This window comes from Stutzerimonas stutzeri (genome assembly GCF_024448985.1).
GTDB classification, from domain to species: Bacteria; Pseudomonadota; Gammaproteobacteria; order Pseudomonadales; family Pseudomonadaceae; genus Stutzerimonas; species Stutzerimonas stutzeri_AP.
The window spans coordinates 20,629-45,370 of sequence record NZ_JAMOII010000006.1 but is presented as its reverse complement, the minus strand read 5'-3'; the positions used below and the strand labels follow the sequence as shown (position 1 = coordinate 45,370).

Below are 24,742 nucleotides of genomic sequence, written 5' to 3'. Positions count from 1 at the left end.
CATGGCGATGCTGATTTTCTTCACCGTTATAGCGCTGCTAGGCGCGGCGCTGAGCCTGACGAATCTATCCAGCCACGACGCGGAGCAGACTGCCCTGCTGCCCTTCGCGGACGATCCCGAAGCCGCCCGGCACTTGACGGCCGAAACCGGGTTGGTCTGCCAACGGGTGGTACGTCCTGCTGAAGAACCAGAGCCGCCTTTCATCTGGAAGGCCTGACAGGCGCGGCGGTCAACGACAGCGCACCCTGGACCAGCCCGCCCTGCATGAACTGTACGAACTGCCATTAGTGCCGTCCTGGCGCAATCTAGTGGAGGGCCGCCTGCAGGAACGCACCGTTGAGACTGGAGCAAACGGCTGTACGGCAGCGAAACCTGAAAGGCGCCCGCTAACCGCCATCGATCCAGCGATGCGGCAGGTCGATATCTCAGAGCAGCACTAGGCTCAGCAACCAGACAGTCAACATACCCACCACGCCTTGAACCAGCGTCGCCATGGTTTGCGCGCGGTAGGCAGTGGATACCTTCATCCGACTGAACTGCGAGACGACCCAGAAGAAGCTGTCATTGGCATGGGACACGGTCATACCGCCCGCGCCGATAGCCATTACCGTGAGCACCCGGCCCATTTCGCTATCCAGACCGAGGCTGCCCAGCAGCGGCGCAACCATTGCCGAGGTGGTGACCAGCGCAACGGTGGTGGAACCCTGCGCAGTCTTCAGTGCGGCGGAGACGATGAAGGGCATGAACAAACCGATACCCAGCGCCGACAAGCTCTGGCCCAGGTAATCGCCTAGCGGCGTGATCTTCAGCATGGCGCCGAAGGCACCGCCGGCACCGGTGATGAGCAGGATCGGCGCAGCCGAGACGATGCCTGCGGCCACCTGATCATGAAACTGCTGGCGCTTGTTCTCGCTCTTAAGCAGCGTGCAGGCGAAGCCCAGGCCTATCAGCAATGCAGCCACCGGCTGGCCGAGGAAACTAAGCACCGAAAACAAAACGCCCTCGCCCAGCGGCCTGCCCGGCAAGGCGGCAACCGTGCCGATGCAGATCAACCCAATGGGAATGAAGATCGGCGCAAAGGCCTGCCACGCACTGGGCAGCACGCCATAGCGGGCTCGCAAGGTATCGAAATCCACATCCTCGGCGAGCAGCTCGCTGGGGGCTTCGTCCAGCAGGTCACGGTCGTCCTGCTTGAGAAAGCGGTTGGCCCAAAGCATCCCGGCCAGCGCGGCCACCACGGATACCAGCAGGCCGACGGCAATCACCAGCCCCAGCGAATCTTCCAACCCCAGGTTGCCTGCGGCGGCGATTGGGCCGGGCGTCGGCGGCACAAAGGTGTGAGTGGCATACAGGCCGGTGGCCAACGCCACACTCATCGCTACCACCGAGACCTTCATCCGCGCCGCCAGTGCATTTTTCAGCGAGTTGAGGATGACGTAGCCGGAATCGCAGAACACCGGGATCGACACCAGATAGCCGATGATCGAAAGCGTCAGGGTCGGGAAGCGTTCGCCCAGCAGCCGGATCACGCTTTCGGCCATAGTGATCGCCGCGCCGGAACGTTCGAGGATGACACCAATAATGGTGCCTAGGGCGATGACAATCCCGATGTAGCCGAGGATGCCGCCGAAGCCGGACGCCACCGTTTTGAGAATTTCCGCAGTCGGGACTTGGTAGGCGAAGCCGGCGAGGATCGCCGCTGCCAGCAGCGCTAGAAAGGGATGCAGCTTCCAGCTCACCGTGGAATACACAATGAAGGCAATCAGCAATAGCAGGATGAGGATCAGCACCATGGTCAAACGCCTCGTGTGTTGGGCCCAGAACGCGCAGGCGACGGTGCCTGCGCTGCGTTGAGCATAGTGCAGCTTGTCGGCGACACCCGAAGCCATCGAAGCGCCTGCATGATGCCTGGCCCGATCAATTGAGAACCACGCCCCCGTTCCCGTTCGACCAACTGCGCCAACGGGTGAGCTATCCTCAATCCCCTCATCGTACGGAGAGCATGCTGCATGTCCGATCTATCTGCGTTTCCCATCACCCAGAAATGGCCTGCCAGCTATCCGGAACGCCTGCAGCTCTACTCACTCCCCACGCCCAACGGGGTAAAGGCGTCGATCATGCTGGAGGAGACCGGCCTGCCCTACGAGGCGCACCTGGTCAGCTTCGAGACCAACGATCAGTTGTCGCAGGAATTCCTATCTCTGAACCCGAACAACAAGATCCCGGCGATCCTCGACCCGAACGGGCCGGACGGTAAGCCGCTGGCACTATTCGAATCGGGGGCGATTCTGCTGTATCTGGCGGACAAGACGGGCCAGTTGATGCCCGAGGACACGGCGGCGCGCTACGAGACAATCCAATGGTTGATGTTCCAGATGGGGGGCGTTGGGCCGATGTTCGGCCAGCTCGGCTTCTTCCACAAATTCGCCGGCAAGGAATACGAGGACAAGCGCCCACGTGATCGTTACGTCGCAGAATCCCAGCGGCTGCTGGGCGTGCTCGACCAGCGCTTGGAAGGTCGGGAGTGGCTCATGGGTGGGCGCTACAGCATTGCCGATATCGCCACTTTCCCCTGGGTGCGTAACCTGGTGGGCTTCTACGAGGCCCGCGAGCTGGTGGAATTCGAGCGATTCGTCAACGTCCAGCGGGTTCTGGATGCCTTCGTTGCGCGGCCTGCGGTGGCCAAGGGTCTGAACATTCCACCCCGCGGGTGAAACAGGCTTCCGCCAGGCGCTCTGTGCTTATTACAGCAGCCCTCACCCTATGCCGGGCGCCCCAACCCTCTCCGGGAGGAGAGGGGGCAGGCAGTTTTCGGATGTTGCTGCGAGGGGTTCCAAATAGATCGCTGCGAGCGAACCAGAGATTTTGTGCCGAGACGTGGAAGCTTAGATCACCTTAGCCGCGCGCCCGATGAACTGGATCGGCCCGGTCGGCTTGCCGGTTGGCGAGCCGGTCGGTTGCTCAAGCGTGAGTTCGAACAGCTGGTTGGGCTGTAGCGGCGGAAGTTCGTCGAGGCGAATCTTCACTGGCTCGCCGGGCTTGACCAATCCGAGCGAAACCGGTGCCTGCCAGCCTTCGGCCTTGGTCCAGAGCTGCAAGGCCTTGTCCGGCGGCAGCTCGGTAACACCGAGAGGGATCAGCTCGATTTCCCGCGACTGATTACTGGCCTGCATCACCCAACCGGGAGCCAGATCCTGCGGGGTGGCGAGCACCACCAGCCAGGTCGGCGATGGCTCCGGCGCGGCCCTTGTAAGCAACAACGTCCCCAACACCAACGTCGCGGCCATGCCAGCGGCGGCGAACCCTCGCCACAGCGACAGGTTGTCCCACCATTTCGATTGGCGAGGCCGCGGCACCGGTACGGTCTGTCGAGAGGACTCATCCAAGGTCCGTTGTATGCGAGCCCACAGGCGCGGCGAAGGCGTTTGTGGCTCTACCAGATCGGTCAGGTGCAGCAGGCGTGCTTCCCAATAATCCACGGCGGCTTGCAGTTCGGGCTCGACCGCCAAACGTCGTTCGACTTCCTCTCGCTGCGACGCAGGCAAGGTCCCGAGGACATATTCGCCGGCCAATTCATGCAGGCTTTCTCCGCTGTCGTTGAGCTCGGTATTCATCCGATGCACTCACGAAGGGCGGCCAGGCTGCGGCGGATCCAGGCTTTCACCGTGCCCAGCGGAGCACCCAGGCGCTGGGCGATTTCCTGATGGGAATAGCCGTCGACGTAGGCATGTAATACACAGTTGCGGCGCACCGGCTCAAGCTGTTCGAGACAGGCTTCGACCCGGCCAGGATTGACTCGCCAATCGAAGGCGTCGGTCTGTTCTTGCCAACCATCAATTACTGCGTGGCTGGTTTCGCCGTCCTCGTCTGGGTCCAACTGCATCTGCCGGGCATCGTTGCGCACGGCGTTGAGCGCAAGGTGGCGGGTCACGCTGAAGATCCAACCACGGGCCGAGCCGCGCGACTGGTCATAAGTCGCCGCTTTGTTCCAGATGCGGATGAAGGCGTCATGCACGATGTCCTCCGCCAGCGCGGCGTCTCGCACGATGCGCTGAACCACGCCGAGCAGGCGCGGGCTTTCCTGTTCATAGAGTTGCTGCAATGCCGTGCGCTCGCCGCGCGCGCAGGCACGCAACGATGCTTCGTAATCGAATAGGGATGGGGTCGCTGTCAATGGATCTGCCATTGGCTGATTGTAATTGCCCCGGCGGGCAGGCCGGGGCGTCCGTGGAGCATAGAAACATTCGGCGCTCATATCGAGCGACCTGCCCGCTATGCTGGGCTCACTTATTGGTCCAGAACAGGTAGTCGGCCTGATAATCCACGACCTGGCGCTCGCCCTTGTTGGCTGCCTCGCACGTTGCCGCTGGCGCTACGCCGCCCTTGGTCGCTACACGCTGAATATAGCTGACGCCCTTCATCGCGCCGTTGCCTTCGGCCGGGTTGGCCTTGACCAACTGATACGGGATATTGCCATCACCACCGGGCGCCACCGCAACCTGGGTGCCGGTAATCAGGGAGCCATCCGCCGCCTCCCAGGTGGCAGGCGGGCCGTAATAGCTGCCGACCTGTTTGCCGCTGCGGTCATTGAGCGCGGCCCTGGGACCGACGAATACCCACTCCATCTTGTCTGGCATATCGGCTTTGGCTTGGCATTCATAGGTAATTTTGCCGACGCCGACAGTTTCCATGCTAACGGTGTGGCCATCCGGGACGTTGACGGCGTCGGGTACATCCGTTTTGGCGAAGGCACTGGCCGAGCATCCGAGCGCTAGGGAAAGCCCGGTGAGGCAGAGGATCTTTTGCGCGTCCATTTTGAATCTCCGGTAGTGATCAGGTGGGCGGCGACGAAGGCCGCTATCTGTACTACCCGCGACAAGCCGGATCGGATGCAGCACTTGCAAAAATATTTTCGGGCCTCCAATCGATGCGCGGACCGCACGGTAGCGTTGGTATTTCACAGCCCTTCTTTTTCGCGAATGCCATGTCGATTCTCACCTCCCCCACTCGACCAATGATCAGAGCCAGCGGAAATTCGTGCAGATCCGTCTAGGCTGATTCGACCCATCAATGAAGGAGTCAGACGATGCGATTCATGGTGATGATCAAGGCCAACCACGATACCGAAACGGGGGTCATGCCAAGCGAGGAAGTGCTTGCGGCCATGGGCCAGTACAACGAGGAATTGGCAAATGCCGGTGTACTGCTGGGCGGCGAAGGCTTGCATCCGAGTAGCCGAGGCGCACGGGTGTGTTTCAGCGAAGGGCAGTGCTCGGTCGTCGATGGCCCGTTCGCCGAAACCCGCGAGCTGATCGCCGGCTACTGGATGTTCCAGACCGGCTCGCTGCAGGAAGCCGTCGACTGGGTAAAGCGCTGCCCCGCGTCAGCCGTTGGCGAATCGGAAATCGAGATCCGTCAGGTATTCGAAGCCGATGACTTCGGCGCTGAATTCACGCCCGAATTGCGCGAGCAGGAAGAACGACTGCGCGCCCGGATTTCCCACTGATCGAAACAGGAGAATGACCATGAAGATAACCCCTTATCTCACCTTCGACGGCCAGGCACGCGACGCCTTTACGCTTTATCAACAAGTACTGGGCGGCACGCTGGAAATGATGACCTTTGCTCAGGCGCCCGAAGCCGAGCACTTCCCTGCCGAGCACCGCGAGCGAATCATGCACGTCTGTTTGAACCTGGGCGATTACCAGCTCATGGCATCCGACACCATGCCCGGCGACGCAGCCTGTGGCGGCGGCCCATACGAAGGAATCAAGGGTTGCTCGATATCCCTGCATCCAAAAAGCGTTGCCGAGTGCGAACGCCTGTTCAACGGGCTGGCCGAGGGCGGACAGGTCGTGATGCCGCTGGAAAAAACTTTCTGGGCCGAGTGTTTCGGCATGCTGACCGACCGCTTCGGCGTTTCCTGGATGGTCAATTGCGAACAGGCCGGATAACAGACCATCCGGCCGAAAGGGGTCAGATCAGCTTGTACCCGATGGCTGCCAGCATAATCGCCATGAAGGGACGCAGGACGGTATCCGGTACCTTGCCGGCCAGGTTGCTGCCCAGGTAAATCCCAGGCAACGAGCCCACCAGCAAATAGGCCAAGATGGTCCAATCCATATTCCCCATGCCGGCGTGACCCAGCCCTGCCACCAGCGTAAGTGGCACGGCATGGGCAATCTCCGTTCCGACCAGACGGCGCGTGCTCAATAGAGGGTAGAGAAAGAACAGCGCCACAGTACCCAGTGCGCCGGCACCGATGGAGGTCAGCGTCACAATCGCACCGAGCACCCCGCCGACCACAACGGTCAGCACATTTAGCCCGCGCGGCGAAAGCCGAGGCGTCGGCCCGGACAGACGAGCGGCGAATGCGAGCAGCCGCATTTTGAACAGCACCGCCAGCGCGGTGAGCACCAGAACGACGCCCAGCGACTGTTTGATAATCGCGTTGAGCACCTCAGGATCGGAGTGCAACCCGCTCAGCACCCAGAGCGTCAGGCCCGCTGCCGGCACACTGCCAAGCGCCAGCCAGCCGGTGATGCTCCAGTCGATGTTGCGATTCTTCTGATGCACCCAGACGCCACCAGCCTTGGTGATCGCCGCGTAAAGCAGGTCGGTACCCACGGCGGCAGCCGGGTTGACGCCAAACCACAGGAGAATAGGCGTCATCAGCGAGCCACCGCCAACGCCTGTCATGCCAACGATGAACCCCACCAGCAGGCCGGCCACCACAAAGCCGATAACACCTAATTCCATCGTTCGCTTCCCGTTGAGGCCCGCCTGGGCCGTGTCAAAGGGGAGCAGCATAACGGTGAGGACTAGCAATCCTTAATATAAGTTTGTTCTTTTTTAGTAGCTAAACGATATAAGCAGGATTGCTACGTCTCGGATCATCAGAACAGGCCAAGCATCCAAGCGGCGACGAACAGCAACAAGGAAAAGCCCCACATCCACCATAGCGAGTAGCGGATATGCCGGCCCAGATCCAGCCCGGCCAACCCGAGGGCCAACCAGAGTGCTGGCGAGAACGGGCTGATGAATGTACCGATGATGTTGCCGATGGTCATCGCGTAGACGACGCTGGCTGGCTCGATACCGTGATTGGTCACCACTTCCAGCGTGACCGGTAGCAGACCGAAGTAATAGGCGTCGGTGCTCAGCATCAGCTCCAACGGCAGACCAAATACACCGAGAACGATGTGCAGCTGCGACACCATCGAGGCAGGCAGCACCTGAACCAGATCCTGGGCGATGGACGTCAGCATGCCGGTGCCGGTCAGCATCCCCAGCATCGAGCCCGCCGCGAGGATAATCATGCCCATGCTCAGGGCTGCCGGCGCATGCGCCGCGATGCGCTGCATCTGTGCCTTGCCGCCGGGGTAGTTGATGAACAGCGCAAGCGACAGGCCAATCATGAAGATGTAGCCAGCCGGTAACACACCCGCGAACAACGCAATCAATACGACTAAGAACAGGCTTCCATTGACCCAGAGACGTCCGGGGCGCTCCAGCGCGCGCTCTTCAGGGGTAGGTTCGTGAAGACCCGCGTGGGTATCGACCAGCACGCCAACATCTGCCGGTACATTGCCCGACGCGATGCGCCTCTGTTCGCGCCAGCCGAGTAAGGCGGCCAGTGCCACCAGCAACACCACGCCGATTCCCTGCACGGCAACAAGCGGCCGCCACAGCTCAGTCACTTCAATGCCGGTCACCGCCGCCGCGCGGCCCAACGGGCCAGCCCAAGGCAGCATATTGAAAATGCCGGCGCCGAGGGCCAGCAGCATGAGCATTAGGTACGGGCTCATCCGCAGCTGACGATACAGCGGCAGCAGTGCAGGAATGGTCAGCAGAAAGGTAGTCGCGCCGGCGCCGTCGAGGTGCGCCAGCATGCCGATCACAGCAGTGGCCATCGCCACGGCGATCACGTTGCCACGAGTGATCTTCACCATGGCGCCAATGATCGGACGGAACAGCCCGGTATCCTGCAGCACGCCGAAAAAGGTGATGGCGAAGACGAACATGGCGGCGATGGATATCACACGCTCCAGGCCGTCAGTGAAAAAACCGGAGATCGCCTCCGGTCCGAAGCCGGCCAGCAATGCGCCTACCAGCGGTACTACGATCAACGGCAGAATCGGCGCCATGCGCCCGACGAGCAGCAGTACTACCAAGCTGCCAATGGTCAACAGACCAATCAGAGTCAACAAGCCTAATCTCCTCTTTATTCTTATCCAGCTGAAACAGGTGAGCCGGATAGGCTACGAAGCGAAGCTTTCAGCAACCTTTAACCCACCAAACGAAACGCTGGGCAACTGTGAGGAAATATGTCGGCCCTCAAGAAATGGCGGTGCTTGCATTGATCAGGGCGCTGCCGTCACGAATCACAAATATTGCAGAACAGGAGCACAGGTGTGGATCTGCTATTTCTCGGAACCTCGTCCGGCACACCGACCAAGGCCCGCAATGTCAGCGGGCTGGCGTTGGTGGAAGACAGCGGAAAAGGTTGGTACCTGATCGACTGCGGCGAGGCCACTCAGCACCAGCTGCTGCGCACACCTTTGACCTTGCATGGGCTGCGCGCGATTTTCATCACGCATGTGCACGGCGATCACTGCTTTGGCCTGCCTGGTCTGCTCGCCAGCGCCGGCATGGCGCGCCGGCAGGAGCCGTTGGAGATCATCGCGCCCGCGGCGATTGAAGGCTGGGTCCGCGCTACGCTCGAAATGAGCCAGAGCCGCCTGCCCTATGAACTCCGCTTTCACGCCATCGAGACCTTCGAAGGCTGGCGCAACCCACAGGTGCGCGTCGAAGCCATCGCCCTCTCCCATCGCGTGCCGAGCTGGGGCTACCGTTTCACCGAAGCGCGGCCCGACCCGCGCCTCGATATCGAAAAGCTCGACCGCGACGGCATCCCTCGTGGCCCGCTCTGGGGGCAACTGGTGCGCGGCCATGACGTCGAATTCCAAGGTCACTCCTTGCGCAGCGAGGATTATCTGCTGTCCACCCGCCCGCCCCGCCGCGTCGTCGTTGCCGGCGACAATGACCGCCCCGAGCTGCTACGTGACGCCTGCCAGGATGCGCACGTACTCGTTCACGAAGCCACTTATACCCAGCCCATCGCCGACGCCGGCAAAAACGATTTCGGCCACAGCACTGCGGCACAGGTTGCAGCCTTTGCGCAGTCCGTCGGGCTACCGAACCTGGTGCTGACGCACTTTAGCGCGCGCTACCAGAACGCTCCGGGGCGAGGATTATCGATGGACGATATCCGAGCGGAGGCTGCCGAGCGCTATCAGGGAGAGCTGTTTTTGGCGAAGGACCTTCTGTGGTTAAGGCTGGGGAAAGACGGGGTGTTGGGCTTTGACAACAGGATAATTTCCGGGGAAGCCTAGGCGCTGTAGCGGGCTTACCGCCGCCGATCCGAAGCGCGTGCGCTACCAAGCTCGGTGATTATGAAATCACGACAAACGCGACAAACACGCATTTAGTATCCACATGCATCCGCGAATATTTCTCATTTACAAGCATTCGATCCTTGCCTAGGCTTGCTGTCGGCGTCGTTCCCGCTGCTTCCACGCCGCACCGATGCCGCCTTCAAGCGCCGCTCATCATCGTCTGCAGCAGGCGATACGGCCGCGCTCGTACTCACGCATGCCAAGGACAGACCACGGTGAAACCTAGACTTATCCAACCCCTGATGCTTTCAGCCTGGCTCGGTGCCTGTGCTGGGGCATATGCGGCTCCCATCGAGCTGGACGTGCCGGCACAGCCGCTTACCGATGCCCTGCAGCAATTCCAGGCCCAGAGCGGTGTGCAGGTGGTGTTCGGCGCCGACGCGCTCGCGGGCCGAACCTCTTCAGCCGTTCAAGGCGCGCTGGAGCCAGCCGAAGCACTGCGGCGTTTACTGGCGGGGACGGGATACGAGGCCGAGCTACGAGCCGGCACCGCAACGGTATTCAGCGCCGCCAGTGAAGAGGACGAATTGAATCTCGGGCAGATGAATATCGTCGCCGAACACGCGCCGGTCGATGGCACCACCGAGGGCACCGGCTCCTACACCACCGGCGTGGTGAACTCCTCGACAAAGCTGCCCATGTCGCTGCGGGAGACACCGCAATCGGTCAGCGTGATTACCCGTCAGCAGATCGAAGACCAGGGGCTGAGCAACCTGCACGACGTGGTGCTGAGCACGCCCGGACTGACCATCCAACAGTCCGGTCCGGAACGTCAGCGTTATTTCGCGCGCGGCTTTCAGGTCGACAACATCATGTACGACGGGTTACCGATGAGCCTGTCGCGATTCTCGCAGGACGTCATCACCGCCCCCGACAGCGCCATGTTCGACCACGTTGAAGTGGTTCGCGGGGCTACCGGGCTGATGCAGGGCGCCGGCAACCCGGCGGCGGCCATCAACATGATCCGCAAGCGCCCAACCTCCGAGCCCTACGTGAGCATCGGCGCCAGCGCCGGCAGCTGGGATCGCTACCGCACCGAGGTGGACGCCTCCAACGCGCTAAACGAGACCGGCACCCTGCGCGGGCGCTTCGTCACGGCCTACGAAGACAACGGCACCTATATCGATTACGGCGGCAGCGAACATGCCTTTGCCTACGGCATCGTCGAAGCGGACATTACCGACAGAACGCTGTTCACGCTCGGCGCGTCGTACCAGAACGACAACAAGGACTCGGACTGGGGCGGCCTGCCAACCGCACCGGATGGCAGCGACCTGCACCTCTCCCGCTCGACCTACCTGGGCAATGACTGGGCCTATTGGGATACCAATACCCGGCACCTGTTCGCCGAGCTCGAGCACCGCTTCGACAACGACTGGAAGCTGCGCCTTGCCGGCAACAAGATGTGGGGCCGCATCAACATGCTCGGTTCGTACTTCTGGTTCAACGCGGACGAACTCAATCAGGGCTCGGGCGCTTACACCTACGTCAACGACTACGACGCCTACGACGGTAACCTTTCGGGCCCGTTCACGCTGTTCGGCCGGCGCCACGAATTGGTGGTGGGCGCCAGCACCCGAACCGAAATCTTCGACGGCCACGGCGGCTGGGGCGATACGGGCACGGACATCGACCCCGGCAACTGGGACAGCGGCGCGGTTCCCAAGCCGAGTTACGACATGGACCTCTGGAACCTGAAGTTCGAGGCGCAGCAGAAAGGCCTGTACAGCGCCACCCGCCTTAGCATCACCGACCCGCTGACAGTCATCCTCGGTGGGCGGCTGGACTGGTACGACTACGATGACGGCACCGACACCGGCAGCTACAAGGTCACGCGCAACGTCACCCGCTACGCCGGCATCGTCTACGACCTCAACGAGACCTACTCGGTCTACGCCAGCTACACCGATATCTTCAAGCCGCAAGACAGCCGCGACGTTAGCGGCAGCGTCATCGAACCCATGACCGGCATCAACTACGAGATCGGTCTCAAGGGCGAGTACTTCGACGGCAGGCTCAACGCCTCGGCGGCGGTCTTCCGCATCCTTCAGGAAAATCGCGCCAGGCTCCTCGACGACCAGGCCAGCACGTGCCCCAGCTTCCCCGCCGTCAGCTGCTACGAGGCTGCCGGAGAAGTGGAAAGCAAGGGCATCGATCTGGAACTCGCCGGCTCGCTCACCGAGCGCTGGCAAGCGAGCGTCGGTTACACCTACGTCGAAGCCAAGTACCGCAAGGACGCCGACCCGACCAACGAAGGCGAGCTCTTCGATCCGAAACAGCCGCGCCACCTGTTCAAAGCCTCCACCGTCTACCATCTGCCGGGCACGCTCGAAAAATGGCGCATCGGCGGCAGCCTGAACAGCCAGAACAGTACCTACAGCGAGGCTTCGAGCTATCGCATCGATCAGGACGCTTACACCCTGGTCAACCTGATGCTGGGTTATCGCGTCAACGAGCACATCGATACGCGCCTGAACCTCAACAACCTGTTCGACAAGACTTACTACTCGAGCATCACCAACAACGCCAGCGTCGTTTACGGAGAGCCACGCAACCTGATGTTCAGCGTGAACTGGACGCTCTGAGCCATCCGGTCCGCGAGCCGCCGAAAGGCGGCTCAGCTGGTCCGGCGAGCGTCGAAAGCGCTCCCGCTTCGGCATCTTCCACGGCGCGCGGAGTCACAAGCAGACCCGAGTCCCGAAGAGTGCTGCCGATGCCCTGTCAACCCTCCCGCTGTGGCGCAACCGCCGGATGAAGCCCGACGTCGTCATCATCGGCGCCGGTATCGCCGGGTTGTCCGCAGCGGTCTGGCTGGCCGAGGCAGGCCTGAAGGTCAGCGTCCTGGAGGCATCCGACGTGCCTGGCGGTCGGGCTCGGAGCTGGGCCGATCCGGTAATGGGCGACAGCGTCGATATCGGCCCCCATATCCTGCTCAACAAATACGCCAACATGTGCGCCCTGCTCCAGCGGCTGGGCACGGCGGATCAGGTGCTGTGGCAGACCGAAGAGCTGCTGACCGTGTTTGATCGTGGCCGCTCGATGCACTTCAAAGTCGGCGGTTTGCCGGCCCCGCTGCACTACGTCCGCAACCTACCGCGCATCTTGCCGAGCGTGCCCTTGCGTCATCTGCTGAGCAACACACGACTGGCTTGGCGCACCCAACGCAGCAGCGGGCCGGAACTGATGCAATTGGACGATCTCAGCGGACGCGAGCACCTGGAACGCTGCGGTGTCAGCGACTTCTTCATCGACTGGTTCTGGGCCTCGGCGGCCGTCGCCGTCCTCGCAGTCCCGGTGGAACGCTGCTCGGCGGCATCGCTGATGCGTCTCCTGGCCCAGGCGCTCGGCCACAACGACATCGCCTTCGGAATGCCAAAGGTCGGGCTAAGCGACCTCTATGCCTGGCCGGCGATCGAATTCATCCGTCGCCATGGCGGCGAGGTGCGGCTCGGCTGCGGGGTGGACGGGCTGTTGCGCCAGCAAGGGAAAGTCACCGGGGTGTGCGTGCGCAACGGCGCAGAGGTCGAGGCGTCGGCGGTGGTGCTGGCCGTGCAGCCGACCGCCATCGCCCCGCTGCTGCCCGAAACTCATGCGCTGACGCAGACCGCGCGGCGCTTCCAGCCAAGCCCCTATATCAGTTGCTACCTCTGGTTCGACCGGCCGATCACCGCCTCGCGCTTCTGGGCTCGGCCGTGGAACCCGGGGGGCCTCAACACCGATTTCTACAACCTGACCAATATCCGTCCGGCGACCTGCGGCGGTGCGCTGATTGCCAGCAACATCATCTGGAGTCAGCGGGTCGAGCACCTGTCTGACGCGGCGATCATCGAAGCCACTCGTCGGGAGATCGCCGAGTTCGCGCCTGAGGCACAACGCGCGGCGCTGCTGTCGGCCTCGGTACACCGTATTCCCATGGCGATTCCGGCTGCCTTCCCCGGCACCGAAACGGCAAGGCCTAACACGGCGGTAGAGCCGGGTTTATGGGTAGCAGGTGATTGGGTCGATACCGGCTTGCCGTATTGCATGGAGAGCGCCACCCGAGCCGGCGCGCTGGCCGCAGAAGCGGTGCTTGCCGAGCGCGGCCTAGGTCGGTCACTCGCGCTACCGCCGCCCAAGCCGGGCGGCCTCGGTCGCTGGTTGAGAACAGGCGAACCCGGAGAAGATTTCTGATCGTTCAGATGCCGAACGAGGCCTGCAGATCGCGCAGATACAGGCTGAAAAACGGCGCGCGGCCATGCAGAAAGGCCAGCGGGCCGGTAGTGGAAAAATCCCACTCGGCGCGCCCGGTAACTATCCGTCCACGGCCACGACAGCGCGTACGCAACAGCCCGCAATCGTTCTGTTGAATCACGAAACCACTGGCGCTCGGCTGCCCTGGCAATCTCATGTTCGGCGCGAAGCGCACCGAGGCCACCGCCTGATCGTCGACGCTCAACTGCCCAGCGAAGCCACGCTCACCGGTACCCGGCTCGATGACGAAATCGCCCATTTGCTTGGGGATCGACCACAGCTGGCGGCCACCAGCAACCGAGCGCTCCTCGTCGACCCAGATATGCGTCACCGTACCGGCCGGCGCCAGCATGCCGTGCCCCCGCACCACCGCAGCCACCGCCAGCTCGTTGTAAGCCAACGTGCCGCCCGGCAGATAGGCGGACCAAATCGTCAACAACAGAGCGTTGTCACCCAATGTGGCATAGCCCAGCCCCTTCGGCGCTGGCGGTAACTCCCGCGTCGGCACCCGCCAGGCCGACACGCAGGCGGTGCCGGTCAAATGCCAGGGGGCTTCGGGGTAAATGGTTTCGTCGAGTATGTCCATTTCTCATGGACGCCGTGTGGCGCAGTGGGTTCCAGTGGGCGAAGAGTCAGTCGTCTGAGACTGATGTGCTGCACTGCCGGACTGTAGTGCGACGCCTAGAATACCGACCGAGAGCCCACCAATTGCTGCTCCGGGCGCACCACCGCATGAAGGGCTGATTTCGGCCGAGGCTGTGTAAAAACGTTTTCGAGCGCGACAGGTACTCAAAACCGGACTGGAAATCGCGCATCTGGGCGAAATCCACATCTGCTGAGGTGCCGAAAAATTTCAGATTTCACGTAGACGCGCGCACTTCAATTTTGACGAAGCGTTTTTACACACTCTGGGCCAAAAGCAGGCGGCCGCAAGCGTCTAGGAAGGCTGGGGCGATTCACGTCCACTCTTGAGCCAAATCATTTGAACGTGGAGCCGTGCCGATATACTTCCTGTTCTGCATTATGGAAGGCCCGAAGCATGGATATCGCGCAAACGCCAAAACTAGATGTCGTCATCATCGGAGGTGGGCAGTCTGCCTTGGCGGTGGCCTACTTTCTGCGTCGAACCAAATGCTCATTCGTGCTCCTCGATGCGGAAGAGGAATCTGGTGGCGCGTGGCGGCATGGCTGGAACTCGCTGCGTCTGTTCTCGCCAGCCACTTGGAGTTCAATCCCTGGTTGGATGATGCCGCCTGTTCAGGATGGTTATCCCAGTCGCAACCATGTAATCGACTACCTCAACCAGTATGAACAGCGCTACCAATTCCCGGTTGTGCGGCCTGTTCGCGTGACATCTGTGGAACGCATAGAGTCAGGGTTACGGGTATGGTCTGGCGACGAGCACTGGGATACGAAGGCAGTAGTCAGTGCAACTGGCACTTGGAGCAATCCTTTCATCCCAAGCTACCCGGATGTAGAGCTATTCGCAGGCCAGCAACTGCACTCCGCTCATTACGTCGAAGCCCAACCATTCGCCGGCAAGAGAGTATTGGTGGTAGGTGGCGGCAACTCCGGTGCTCAGATATTTGCCGAGGTGTCCAAGGTCGCAGACACGACCTGGGTGACGCCTGTTGAGCCGTTGTTCTTGCCGGACGATGTAGATGGAAAGGTATTGTTCGAGCGCGCGACAGAGCGCTGGAAAGCACAACTGGAAGGCCACACCATTGATCAGCCGGTCGGTGGGCTCGGCGACATTGTGATGGTGCCGCCCGTTGTTGAGGCTCGCGAGCGCGGTGTGCTCAAGTCTGTGCGCCCTTTCGAGCGCTTCACTCGCAACGGAGTCATCTGGGATGATGGCTCAGAATCTGTCGTGGACGCGGTGATCTGGTGTACCGGCTTCAGGCCCGCCTTAGAGCACTTGTCTACTCTGGGCGTACTCAACACGGAGGGTCGTGTTGACATATCCGGCACTCACTCGACCCAAGAGCCCAGGCTTTGGCTGGTTGGCTATGGCGAATGGACAGGCGCAGCTTCAGCCACACTGATCGGCGTCACTCGTACAGCTCGAAGCACGGTCAGCGAGATTGATGCCTTGCTCGGCTGTCAATGTGCCTGAGTCGAATCGAAGCCTACCTTCGTATACACCATTAACCGCTCAGGAGAGCCTTGCTTGATGGCTTCCACAGGCGCCTCTCCACATACAGCAGCCCGTGATGTTGACGGGCTCATATCGCCTCAGCGTGCCTGGGTAAGGCGATAGAAATCAGAGCGGCCAACAGAACGAATGCCGTGGATACCCACAAGCAAGCCTCCAGTCCGTAGTTCTGATAAATCCAGCCCGACAACACTGTGCCGAGTAAACGGCCCAAGGCGTTGGACATGTAGTAGAACCCCACGTCCAGCGACACACCGTCTTCCTTGGCGTAGGAAACGATCAGGTAGCTGTGTAGCGATGAGTTCACCGCGAACAGTGCGCCAAACACCATCAGCCCACCCAGCAGCACAACCTGAGGCGACCAGCCCGCCGAAAGGCCGAGGGCAATCGCCGCAGGCAGTCCAGCCAGCAGCGCCGCCCAAATGAAGGCTGCTCGTCCATCAGGGACGTGACCGCGCTTTTTCCCAGTGATGTTCGGGGCGAACGACTGCACGATGCCGTAGCCGATGACCCAAGCCGCCAGGAAGCCGCCTACCAGCCAGAAGTCCCAGCCAAACACGGTGCTCAGGTAGACCGGCAAGGCCACCACGAACCACACATCACGGGCCCCGAAGAGGAATAGTCGGGCCGCCGAGAGAATGTTAATCGCCCGGCTCTTGGAGAGGATGTCGCGAAACTTAGGCTTGGCTTTGGCCTTGCCCAGGTCTTTCTTCAGCAGGAACAGGCTGGCTATCCAGATCAGGGCCAGTACGGCGGCCATCGCCAGCACTGCGCCCGTGAACCCCATCAATGCCAGCAACGCACCGCCGAGAAAGAAGCCAACCCCTTTCAGCGCATTCTTTGAGCCAGTGAGGATCGCCACCCACTTGTAGAGCGTGCCTTGCTGGTTGTCAGGCACCAACAGCTTGATCGAACTCTTAGCGCTCATCTTATTGAGGTCTTTGGCGATACCCGACATGGCCTGAGCCCCCATCACCCAGGGGATGGTCAGCCAGGCGGCTGGCACCGTCAGCATCAGCAAGGCCGCCACCTGTAGGCCCAAGCCAATGTTCATGGTGCGATTCAGGCCCAGGCGTGCTCCGAGATAGCCGCCGACCAAGTTGGTGATAACACCGAAGATCTCGTAGAACAGGAACAGCGCAGCGATTTGCAGAGGCGTGTAGCCCAGCGTGTGGAAGTGCAGCACCACCAACATGCGCAACGCGCCATCGGTGAGGGTAAAGGCCCAGTAATTGCCGGTGACCAGCAGGTACTGGCGCACTTCCGGGGAAAGAGCTGACAACGCCTTCATGATCGCTCCCTGTTAAATGGCCAAGCCGACCAGTTTGGCCAACTCGACAGCACGGTTGGCGTATCCCCACTCGTTGTCGTACCAGGCGTAGATCTTCACCTGGGTTTCATTCACCACCATGGTCGACAGAGCATCGATGATCGAGGAGCGCGGGTCGGTGCGGTAATCGATGGAGACCAGGGGACGCTCTTCGTAGCCGAGGATGCTCTTCAACGGCCCTTCGGCGGCAGCTTTGAGCAGTGCATTGACCTCATCCGCCGAAGTGGCACGCTCGACTTCGAATACGCAGTCGGTCAGCGAGGCATTAGCCAGCGGCACGCGTACGGCATGACCATTCAACTTGCCGCGCAGCTCGGGAAAAATCTCGGCAATTGCGGTGGCCGAACCCGTGGTCGTCGGAATCAGGCTCATACCCGAGGCACGGGCGCGGCGCAGATCCTTGTGTGGCTGATCAAGGATGCTCTGGGTATTGGTCAGGTCGTGAATCGTGGTGATCGAACCATGGCGAATGCCCAGGTTCTCATGGATCACCTTGACCACTGGGGCCAGGCAGTTGGTGGTACAGGACGCAGCGGTGACGATGCGGTGCTGCGCGGGATCGAACAGGTGCTGGTTGACGCCCATGACCACGTTCAGCGCACCTTTCTCCTTGACCGGTGCGCAGACCACCACTCGCTTCACGCCCTGATCCAGGTAGGCCTGAAGCACGGCGACGGTCTTCATCTTGCCACTGGCTTCAATGACCAGATCGCAGCCCGACCAATCGGTTTCAGCAATCGCCTTGTTGGCGGTGACCTTGATGCGCTTGCCGCCGATCACGACATGCTCACCCTCGGCGCTAGCTTCGTTGTTCCAGCGGCCATGCACCGAATCGAAGTTGATCAGGTGGGCGTGAGTCGCTGCGTCGCCTGCCGGGTCGTTGATCTGCACGAACTCGAACTCTGGCCAACTCCAGGCCGCACGCAGGGCGAGACGACCGATACGACCGAAACCGTTGATACCTACTTTGATGCTCATGTTTTTGTTCTCTCGGGGCGGCTAGCTGCGGGCAATTAAGACTTGGCGCTGTCGAACTGGCTGATGTAGTTGATATGCGCCGGGTGCTGAATCGCACGGGGGCGCAGCGCCTGAACTTCACTGACCGCATCGCGGAATGGGGCGCCGCATTCGATCAGCAGCTGCGCGGCAATCAGACCGGTACGACCCGAACCGCCTTTGCAGTGAATGGCGATGTTCTTGCCTTCTGTGAGTAGTTGCTTGATCTGCTCGCGATTGGCGTCCCAGGCCGCCTGGAAAGGCTCGCCGGGTGCCTGGTCGTCTTCCACTGGGAGGTGGAACCACTCGATGCCGCGCTGCTGGCACTGCCCTGACAGATTCTCGACTTCGTTCTGGGTCAGTTCTTGAGTGGGCATCAAGGTCAGCAAGGCTGAAGTACCGGCCTCCTTGAGAGTGTCCAGCGCCTCCGCGACTGAGGTGTCTTTAGTGCCAGGGCACGGCGTGAAGATCAGTTGGCCCTTGACCTGCTCGGAGGTCAGCACGGAATACGGATGTTGTTGCACGATCAAAAATCCTTCAGATGGAACGTTGATTAACGCGTTTGGAGAGTTCTTCCGCCGATTCCTTGCGCTCGGAATAGCGGTCAACCAGGTAGTCGGAGCGCTCACGCAGCAGCAGGGTGAACTTCACCAGTTCCTCCATCACGTCCACCACGCGATCATAAAAAGCCGATGGTTTCATCCGGCCTGCCTCATCGAACTCCAGGTAGGCCTTCGGTACGGAGGACTGGTTGGGGATGGTGAACATGCGCATCCAGCGGCCAAGCACACGCAGTTGGTTGACTACGTTGAAGGACTGCGAGCCGCCACAGACCTGCATCAACGCCAAGGTCTTACCCTGGGTCGGGCGTACCGCGCCAATCGCCAGCGGAACCCAGTCGATCTGCGCCTTGAACACTCCTGTCATTGAGCCGTGACGCTCCGGCGAGCACCAGACCTGGCCTTCCGACCACTGCATCAACTCACGCAGTTCCTGCACCTTGGGATGGTTGTCCGGAGCATCGTCCGGCAAAGGCAGTCCAGATGGATTGAAGATCCGCGTTTCGGCCCCGAAGTGCTCCAGCAGGCGAGCGGCTTCCTCGGTTAGCAAGCGGCTGAACGAGCGTGCGCGGGTCGATCCGTAGAGCAGCAGAATGCGTGGCTTGTGCGTAACGGTAAGCGGGCTGCCGAGCTTGTCGAGGGTGGGCAGATCGACCAGTTCGGCATCGAGATTGGGGATGTGTTCTTCAGACATACGTCTACTCCTGAGCGAGTGCTGCGCGAGGCTGGTCAAACCAGCGGCGTTTGAGCCAAAGGGCTACACCGACCAAGGCGATCAGCACCGGCACTTCAACCAGCGGGCCAATCACCGTGGCAAAGGCCACAGGCGAAGCCAGACCGAAAGTGGCAATGGCCACAGCAATTGCGAGTTCAAAGTTGTTGCTGGCAGCGGTAAAGGCCAGTGCGGTAGTACGTGGATAATCTGCCTTCAACAGCTTGCCCATCCAGAAGCTAATAAAGAACATCACCACGAAGTAGATAGTCAGCGGGATGGCGATACGCAACACATCCAGCGGCAGTTGCAGCACCATTTCGCCCTTGAGGCTGAACATCGCTACGATGGTCAGCAGCAGCGCCACCAGTGTCAGCGGGCTGATGCGTGGGATAAAACGCTGGTTGAACCACTCTTCGCCTTTGCGGCTGATCAGGATCTTTCGCGTCAGGAAACCAGCCAGAAACGGAATGCCGAGGTAAATCAGCACAGACTCGGCGATGCTGACAAAGCTCACATCAATCACGCTGCCCTGTATGCCGAACAAGGGCGGCAGCAGGCCAAGGAAGATCCAGGCATACACGCTGAAGAACAGGATCTGGAAGATGCTGTTGAACGCGACCAGGCCTGCGACGTACTGGTTGTTGCCGCCTGCGATTTGGTTCCACACCAGCACCATAGCAATGCAGCGTGCCAGGCCGATAAGAATCAGGCCGGTCATGTATTCAGGTTGATCACGCAGGAAAATCACTGCCAGCGCAAACATCAGTACCGGGCCGATCACCCAGTTCTGGATCAGCGACAGCGCGAGAATGCGTTTGTCCTTGAATACCTCGGGCAGCTCTTCATACCTGACCTTGGCCAGTGGCGGGTACATCATCACGATCAGGCCAATGGCAATCGGGATATTGGTCGAACCTACCGACAGACTGTTGAGCCAGACCGGCAGGCCTTCGAATAGGCTGCCCAGGCTGACACCAATCGCCATGGCGAGAAAGATCCAGACCGTCAGGTAGCGATCCAGAAATGAAAGACGGCTTTTGCTCATCGTCATGCCTCCCATGTCAGAGTGTGCCGATCAAGGCCAACTCGGCCTTGAGTTGCTCGGCATCCATCTGCTTGAGCGGTAAAGCCAGGAAGGCTTCGATGCGGGTTCTGATCTGCTCCAAGGTGGCATCAAAAGCGGCTTCGATCTCGTCTGCACTGCCCTGGTATTCCGACGGATCAGCCAGCCCCCAGTGAGCCTTGGTCGCGGGCCCGAAAAACACCGGGCAGGCTTCGCCGGCAGCCTTGTCGCAGACTGTGATCACGTAGTCAGGGGCTAGACCCTCATGAACATCGCTGGATTTGCTGGAGAGCCCTGCGGTCGAGATGCTGGCGTTTTCCAGCGTTTTCAGGCTCAACGGATGCACGACACCTTTCGGCTGACTGCCGGCGCTGTAGGCTTTCATGCCCGCCGGTGCCAAGTGATTGAACACAGCTTCGCAAAGAATGCTGCGGCAGCTGTTGGCGGTGCAGAGGAATAAAATTTTCATGAGGCTATCTCGTAAAGGCCGGGCGCAACTCAGCAGCAGGCGGCAAGGCGCTGCGGGCGGTCACCCATTACATCGAGGCGTTTGGCATCTGGGCTGAGCCAGTGCTGATTGGCATCTAGAGTGGTTTTCAGGATGGCAATCACCCAGTCCGGCAGGCTCGGGTGCAGGCGGTAATAGACCCACTGTCCCTGCCGGCGATCTTCCAGCAGTCCGCAGTTGCGCAGCTGCGCCAGGTGGCGGGATACCTTCGGCTGACTTTCATCGAGCGCGCAGGTCAGCTCACAGACACACAACTCATCCTCACGGGTGATGAGCAGCATCAGGCGAACGCGGGTCTCGTCAGCCAAGCATTTGAATACGGTGGTCGGGGTCAGATGGTCAGCCATAAAGGTCTCAACGTTTAGTTTTCACCAGCACGAACATCTTGATGCGCTCGTGTATCTCGTGAAGGGTGTGGCGGAATGCGTCAGGCTTGGTGCTTGTTACTGGGTCTTCGAAGTTCCACGCCAGTAACTCTCCAGCACCGGGCAGAGCATGACACTCCAGCGACGATTTATCGCACAGTGTGATGACGTATTCGAAACGCTCGCCGGCAAACTCATCGATGGACTTGCTATGCAGCCCCTCGGTGTTCACACCCAGATGCTCAAGTGCATCCAGGGTGCGTGGATCGACTTCGCCGGGCACGGTGCCGGCGCTGTATGCCTCGAAACGTTCGGAATCAGTGTGTCGCAGCAGCGCTTCAGCCAGCTGCGAACGAGCAGCGTTAGCCACACAAACGAACAGTACGCGGGTCTTGTAAACCATTGCCAAATCTCGAACCGAATATGGTCTGGTGAATATACGTTTTATCGAATATTCAGTAAAGCGAAAATAGCAACCCATTGCGTGAAGCGCATGCAAACATGCCTGAAGGGCCTAGCTCCTCTGCCTTAAGGCAGCAAGAAGGTCGACGCTTAGAGCGAGAAACACTCTGAAACATCTGATTAATCGCATATCCATATTTTGTAATCTTTCCGTCATCAGGAGAGCTTTAGGCTTTATCGCATCTCTAACCCAAGCAGGAACCTTGCGATGAAAACTAACTTTGACTGCAATGCTGTTGACCAGCCTGTTCGCCACCGCCGCCTTGGCCAGCCAGTACGATAAACCTGGCTTTGTCACCGAGGTTGAAGATGGTCGCCTGTGGGTATTCCGCGAAGGCTCCAAGGAGCTGGAAGAGTTCAAAAAAACAGGCGAGCCTGCTAAGCAGTTCACCGACATCGGCACTGGCCCTGAAGGCATGACCGTCAAGTCTGCCGACGAGTCGACTCTGAAGGACTACCTGCAAGCAATTAAGAAGTAATCCGCACAAGGCACTGCTCTCTACTCTGGAGGGGGTGGTGCCTAGCGTCCTATCAGCGCTTTACACGTGCACACAGATGCACATATAGTCGCCGCATGACTACATCACCGACCCGAACCCAAGCCATCGAGGCCGCCATCGAATCACTTGATGGTGCATTCTTCAAAGCCCTGTGCGAGCCACCACGAGTCGCCGTGTTGAAACGCGTTATGCAATTAGGCCGAGCAGATGTCACCGAGATTGCGGCTGAGCTGCCTCAGGAGCGCTCGGTAGTCTCACGTCATCTTCAGGTACTGCTTGAAGCCGGGATCGTTCGTGCCTCGAAGGTTGGACGGCAGATGTTCTACGAAGTGGATGGCCTAGCCATTATCCAGCGTCTGGAAAATATCCTCCTCCACACAAAAAGCATCGCCCCGTTCTGCTGCCCAGGCAGCCAGGACTGATTTCATTTATCCAATAACGTGCATGAGTGCGCATATATGAACACAAAAGACCAACCTTTCGATGTCGTTGTCATCGGTGCTGGCCAAGCAGGGTTGGCCAGCGGCTGGCACCTGAAACAGCAGGGGCTCAACTTCATTATTCTCGATGAGCAATCGCAACCTGGTGGGAACTGGCGTAACTACTACGACAGCCTCGAACTGTTCTCGCCGGCAGCCTACTCAGCTCTACCGGGGATGCCGTTCCCCGGAGCACCAAACCACTACCCCGCTCGTGATGAAGTGGTGCGTTACCTAGAGCAGTACGCCTACCTCTTCCAACTACCTATCCTCCACGGCGTTCAGGTCACACGGGTAGATCAGGAAGATGAAGGATTCCAAATAACTGCCGCCGACGGGCAACGCTTTTGGGCGAGGGCGGTGGTAGTGGCATCGGGAGCCTTTAGTCGCCCCTACATACCAAGCATTCTTGGGCTCGAAAGCTTCAGCGGCACTCGACTTCACAGTGCCGACTATCGGAATGCAGAGGCTTTCAGTGGGCAAAGCATCGTCGTAATTGGCGCGGCGAACTCCGCTGTACAGATCGCTTACGACTTAGCCAAAGTGGCCACCGTTACGTTGGCCACACGAGAAGCGATTCGGTTCGTGCCACAACGGATATTGGGGGCAGATTTCCATACCTGGCTGAAATGGACAGGCCTGGAGAAAACCCGCTGGCTGAACGACCAAAGCACACCTGTACTGGACGACGGCACCTACAGAAAGGCGCTGAAAGCCGGATTATTCAAACAAGCCGCAATGTTCACTCAGGTAACTTCAAAAGGTGTTGTTTGGGCCGATGGGCAGCATGAAGCCGTCAATAGCATTGTGTTCGCCACCGGTTTTCGTCCGAACCTGCCATTCCTCGAAGGCCTGCCCGTGATCGACGAACGAGGCCATGTGACGCAACGTGACGGGCGAGCCGTGCATGTCCCCGGCTTGTACTTTGTGGGCCTGCCTAAGCAACGCAACTTTGCTTCTGCAACCCTCAGAGGCGTAGGGCCAGATGCCGGATACATAATGCCGGATTTGCTTCACCGCCTTCGCGCCTCGGGAGAGGCTCGCGCACCCGTAGCGCAAAACTGAGCCACTCACGCCCGAAAGATGACAAGAAACCGTAGCTAGTGGTGAGTCCAGAGGGCAGCCAGTAATACCTGCAAAGGGTTGCGTAAGCAGCCAAACGTGAATGGCTGCTATTGGCCGAGGCTGTGTAAAAACGTTTTCGAGCGCGACAGGTACTCAAAACCGGACTGGAAATCGCGCATCTGGGCGAAATCCACATCTGCTGAGGTGCCGAAAAATTTCAGATTTCACGTAGACGCGCGCACTTCAATTTTGACGAAGCGTTTTTACACACTCTGGGCCGAAAACTGTCGCCGAAGAAGGCTGCCTACACATCACTTCAGGAACGCAGGGCTGGCAGTTCCTCTACGGTAAAAACGGGAACTGGGCCCAATGTGTCGACTCTCAGTTATCTATTCGCGCAAAGGAGCATGGTTATGTTGGTATCAAGCGAAAGCCGCACCATCACCCGATTAACCACTGTCACGGCGCGCGATGTCGCGCAGCGTATGGTCTTGATGCTTTGTGTCACGGCAATGGTGCTGTTTACAACACAGGCCTTCGCTCACCATGGGTGGGGCTGGGCGGAAGAAGAGCAGTCAGAGTTGACAGGTACGATTACCAAGATTTCGATGGCGCCACCTCACCCCGCCTTGCGCGTCGAGGCTCAAGACGGCCGTGTATGGCAAGTCGACCTGGGGAATCCCAACCAGACGCAACGTTCCGGCTTCACCAGCGATTCCGCCAAGGTGGGGGATGAGATCACCGTACTCGGCAACCGCACCAAAGAGCCGAACAAGGCGCACATGAAAGCCGTGCGCATTACGGTCGGCGGCAAGCAATACGACATGTATCCGGAACGCATCGAGGAATGACGACA

At 60.0% G+C, this 24,742-nt stretch carries 28 protein-coding genes; 13 read left to right on the top strand and 15 right to left on the bottom strand.

Features of this window, described 5'->3' with window-relative positions; all coding sequences use genetic code 11:
* Window position 1: 1 nt before the first annotated feature.
* Together NA647_RS09675 and NA647_RS19645 are read left to right on the top strand one after the other, a co-directional pair.
* On the top strand, window positions 2-217 hold the full coding sequence (locus NA647_RS09675) for a hypothetical protein (RefSeq protein WP_256057486.1): 216 nt from the start codon (window positions 2-4) through the stop codon (window positions 215-217).
* Window positions 177-440: a 3-alpha domain-containing protein gene (locus NA647_RS19645; protein WP_336604950.1), complete on the top strand. Its 264-nt coding sequence runs from the start codon at window positions 177-179 to the stop codon at window positions 438-440. Before NA647_RS09675 ends, NA647_RS19645 begins: the two co-directional genes overlap by 41 nt.
* On the opposite strand, the gene NA647_RS09665 is transcribed toward NA647_RS19645, so the two are convergent.
* On the bottom strand, window positions 426-1,793 hold the full coding sequence (locus NA647_RS09665) for a GntP family permease (RefSeq protein ID WP_256057594.1): 1,368 nt from the start codon (window positions 1,791-1,793) through the stop codon (window positions 426-428). The two genes, NA647_RS19645 and NA647_RS09665, sit on opposite strands and share 15 nt — an antisense overlap.
* A 216-nt stretch (window positions 1,794-2,009) precedes the next feature.
* Here NA647_RS09665 and NA647_RS09660 point away from each other — a divergent pair, with 216 nt between their 5' ends.
* Window positions 2,010-2,714 (top strand): glutathione S-transferase N-terminal domain-containing protein, encoded by a 705-nt coding sequence (locus tag NA647_RS09660; protein WP_256057485.1) that lies wholly within the window; start codon window positions 2,010-2,012, stop codon window positions 2,712-2,714.
* A 171-nt stretch (window positions 2,715-2,885) separates the two neighbouring features.
* Here NA647_RS09660 and NA647_RS09655 read toward each other — a convergent pair whose 3' ends face one another.
* From NA647_RS09655 to NA647_RS09645, 3 genes are all read right to left on the bottom strand, one after another.
* Window positions 2,886-3,614: an anti-sigma factor gene (locus NA647_RS09655; protein ID WP_256057484.1), complete on the bottom strand. Its 729-nt coding sequence runs from the start codon at window positions 3,612-3,614 to the stop codon at window positions 2,886-2,888.
* The gene (locus NA647_RS09650; protein WP_256057483.1) at window positions 3,611-4,174 is read right to left on the bottom strand and encodes a sigma-70 family RNA polymerase sigma factor; all 564 of its coding nucleotides are present in this window, start codon (window positions 4,172-4,174) and stop codon (window positions 3,611-3,613) included. The genes NA647_RS09655 and NA647_RS09650 overlap by 4 nt, the downstream gene beginning before the upstream one ends.
* A gap of 109 nt (window positions 4,175-4,283) precedes the next feature.
* Window positions 4,284-4,814 (bottom strand): DUF3455 domain-containing protein, encoded by a 531-nt coding sequence (locus tag NA647_RS09645; protein WP_256057482.1) that lies wholly within the window; start codon window positions 4,812-4,814, stop codon window positions 4,284-4,286.
* Window positions 4,815-5,086: 272 nt separating this feature from the next.
* Between NA647_RS09645 and NA647_RS09640 the strand changes: the two genes are divergently transcribed.
* Both NA647_RS09640 and NA647_RS09635 read left to right on the top strand, forming a co-directional pair.
* The gene (locus tag NA647_RS09640) at window positions 5,087-5,506 is read left to right on the top strand and encodes a YciI family protein (protein ID WP_256057481.1); all 420 of its coding nucleotides are present in this window, start codon (window positions 5,087-5,089) and stop codon (window positions 5,504-5,506) included.
* A 19-nt stretch (window positions 5,507-5,525) separates the two neighbouring features.
* Window positions 5,526-5,954, top strand: coding sequence for a VOC family protein (locus NA647_RS09635; protein ID WP_256057480.1), 429 nt, complete (start codon window positions 5,526-5,528; stop codon window positions 5,952-5,954).
* A 22-nt stretch (window positions 5,955-5,976) separates the two neighbouring features.
* Here NA647_RS09635 and NA647_RS09630 read toward each other — a convergent pair whose 3' ends face one another.
* Window positions 5,977-6,759 (bottom strand): sulfite exporter TauE/SafE family protein, encoded by a 783-nt coding sequence (locus tag NA647_RS09630; RefSeq protein ID WP_256057479.1) that lies wholly within the window; start codon window positions 6,757-6,759, stop codon window positions 5,977-5,979.
* A 137-nt stretch (window positions 6,760-6,896) separates the two neighbouring features.
* Entirely contained in the window at window positions 6,897-8,210 is a 1,314-nt protein-coding gene (locus NA647_RS09625; protein ID WP_256057478.1) for a CitMHS family transporter, read from the bottom strand.
* Between the two features lie 204 nt (window positions 8,211-8,414).
* Here NA647_RS09625 and NA647_RS09620 point away from each other — a divergent pair, with 204 nt between their 5' ends.
* The 3 genes from NA647_RS09620 (at window position 8,415) to NA647_RS09610 (ending at window position 13,628) form a co-directional block, all read left to right on the top strand.
* Complete coding sequence (locus NA647_RS09620) at window positions 8,415-9,395, top strand: ribonuclease Z (protein WP_256057477.1); 981 nt, start codon at window positions 8,415-8,417, stop codon at window positions 9,393-9,395.
* Between the two features lie 305 nt (window positions 9,396-9,700).
* A complete protein-coding gene (locus tag NA647_RS09615) occupies window positions 9,701-12,043 on the top strand; it encodes a TonB-dependent siderophore receptor (protein WP_256057593.1) in 2,343 nt (780 codons plus the stop codon).
* 166 nt (window positions 12,044-12,209) lie between these two features.
* Window positions 12,210-13,628, top strand: coding sequence for a hydroxysqualene dehydroxylase (locus NA647_RS09610; protein WP_272889627.1), 1,419 nt, complete (start codon window positions 12,210-12,212; stop codon window positions 13,626-13,628).
* A gap of 4 nt (window positions 13,629-13,632) precedes the next feature.
* Here NA647_RS09610 and NA647_RS09605 read toward each other — a convergent pair whose 3' ends face one another.
* Entirely contained in the window at window positions 13,633-14,274 is a 642-nt protein-coding gene (locus NA647_RS09605; protein WP_256057476.1) for an acetoacetate decarboxylase family protein, read from the bottom strand.
* 453 nt (window positions 14,275-14,727) lie between these two features.
* Here NA647_RS09605 and NA647_RS09600 point away from each other — a divergent pair, with 453 nt between their 5' ends.
* Complete coding sequence (locus NA647_RS09600) at window positions 14,728-15,804, top strand: ArsO family NAD(P)H-dependent flavin-containing monooxygenase (protein WP_256057475.1); 1,077 nt, start codon at window positions 14,728-14,730, stop codon at window positions 15,802-15,804.
* Between the two features lie 109 nt (window positions 15,805-15,913).
* Here the strand turns inward: NA647_RS09600 and arsJ are convergent, their stop codons facing one another.
* The 8 genes from arsJ to NA647_RS09560 are packed head-to-tail and all read right to left on the bottom strand — an operon-like array spanning window position 15,914 to window position 21,783.
* Window positions 15,914-17,134 carry an organoarsenical effux MFS transporter ArsJ gene (arsJ, locus tag NA647_RS09595; RefSeq protein WP_256057474.1) on the bottom strand — a complete coding sequence of 407 codons (1,221 nt, stop codon included), beginning with the start codon at window positions 17,132-17,134 and terminating at the stop codon, window positions 15,914-15,916.
* A 12-nt stretch (window positions 17,135-17,146) separates the two neighbouring features.
* On the bottom strand, window positions 17,147-18,151 hold the full coding sequence (locus NA647_RS09590) for an ArsJ-associated glyceraldehyde-3-phosphate dehydrogenase (protein ID WP_069900655.1): 1,005 nt from the start codon (window positions 18,149-18,151) through the stop codon (window positions 17,147-17,149).
* A 35-nt stretch (window positions 18,152-18,186) separates the two neighbouring features.
* Window positions 18,187-18,693, bottom strand: a complete 507-nt coding sequence (locus tag NA647_RS09585; protein WP_069900656.1) for a cyclin-dependent kinase inhibitor 3 family protein — start codon at window positions 18,691-18,693, stop codon at window positions 18,187-18,189.
* Between the two features lie 13 nt (window positions 18,694-18,706).
* The gene (arsH, locus tag NA647_RS09580; RefSeq protein ID WP_256057473.1) at window positions 18,707-19,423 is read right to left on the bottom strand and encodes an arsenical resistance protein ArsH; all 717 of its coding nucleotides are present in this window, start codon (window positions 19,421-19,423) and stop codon (window positions 18,707-18,709) included.
* A gap of 4 nt (window positions 19,424-19,427) precedes the next feature.
* Window positions 19,428-20,489 (bottom strand): ACR3 family arsenite efflux transporter, encoded by a 1,062-nt coding sequence (gene arsB / locus NA647_RS09575; RefSeq protein WP_256057472.1) that lies wholly within the window; start codon window positions 20,487-20,489, stop codon window positions 19,428-19,430.
* 16 nt (window positions 20,490-20,505) lie between these two features.
* Window positions 20,506-20,976 carry an arsenate reductase ArsC gene (locus NA647_RS09570; RefSeq protein WP_256057471.1) on the bottom strand — a complete coding sequence of 157 codons (471 nt, stop codon included), beginning with the start codon at window positions 20,974-20,976 and terminating at the stop codon, window positions 20,506-20,508.
* A 29-nt stretch (window positions 20,977-21,005) separates the two neighbouring features.
* On the bottom strand, window positions 21,006-21,362 hold the full coding sequence (locus NA647_RS09565; RefSeq protein WP_059399953.1) for a metalloregulator ArsR/SmtB family transcription factor: 357 nt from the start codon (window positions 21,360-21,362) through the stop codon (window positions 21,006-21,008).
* 7 nt (window positions 21,363-21,369) lie between these two features.
* Window positions 21,370-21,783: an arsenate reductase ArsC gene (locus NA647_RS09560; protein ID WP_256057470.1), complete on the bottom strand. Its 414-nt coding sequence runs from the start codon at window positions 21,781-21,783 to the stop codon at window positions 21,370-21,372.
* Window positions 21,784-22,072: 289 nt separating this feature from the next.
* Here NA647_RS09560 and NA647_RS09555 point away from each other — a divergent pair, with 289 nt between their 5' ends.
* The 4 genes from NA647_RS09555 (at window position 22,073) to NA647_RS09540 (ending at window position 24,737) form a co-directional block, all read left to right on the top strand.
* Window positions 22,073-22,321: a hypothetical protein gene (locus NA647_RS09555; RefSeq protein WP_256057592.1), complete on the top strand. Its 249-nt coding sequence runs from the start codon at window positions 22,073-22,075 to the stop codon at window positions 22,319-22,321.
* A 95-nt stretch (window positions 22,322-22,416) separates the two neighbouring features.
* On the top strand, window positions 22,417-22,764 hold the full coding sequence (locus NA647_RS09550; protein WP_253748543.1) for an ArsR/SmtB family transcription factor: 348 nt from the start codon (window positions 22,417-22,419) through the stop codon (window positions 22,762-22,764).
* A 36-nt stretch (window positions 22,765-22,800) separates the two neighbouring features.
* On the top strand, window positions 22,801-23,886 hold the full coding sequence (locus NA647_RS09545; RefSeq protein WP_253748545.1) for a flavin-containing monooxygenase: 1,086 nt from the start codon (window positions 22,801-22,803) through the stop codon (window positions 23,884-23,886).
* 413 nt (window positions 23,887-24,299) lie between these two features.
* The gene (locus NA647_RS09540; RefSeq protein ID WP_256049101.1) at window positions 24,300-24,737 is read left to right on the top strand and encodes a DUF6152 family protein; all 438 of its coding nucleotides are present in this window, start codon (window positions 24,300-24,302) and stop codon (window positions 24,735-24,737) included.
* Window positions 24,738-24,742: the final 5 nt, after the last annotated feature.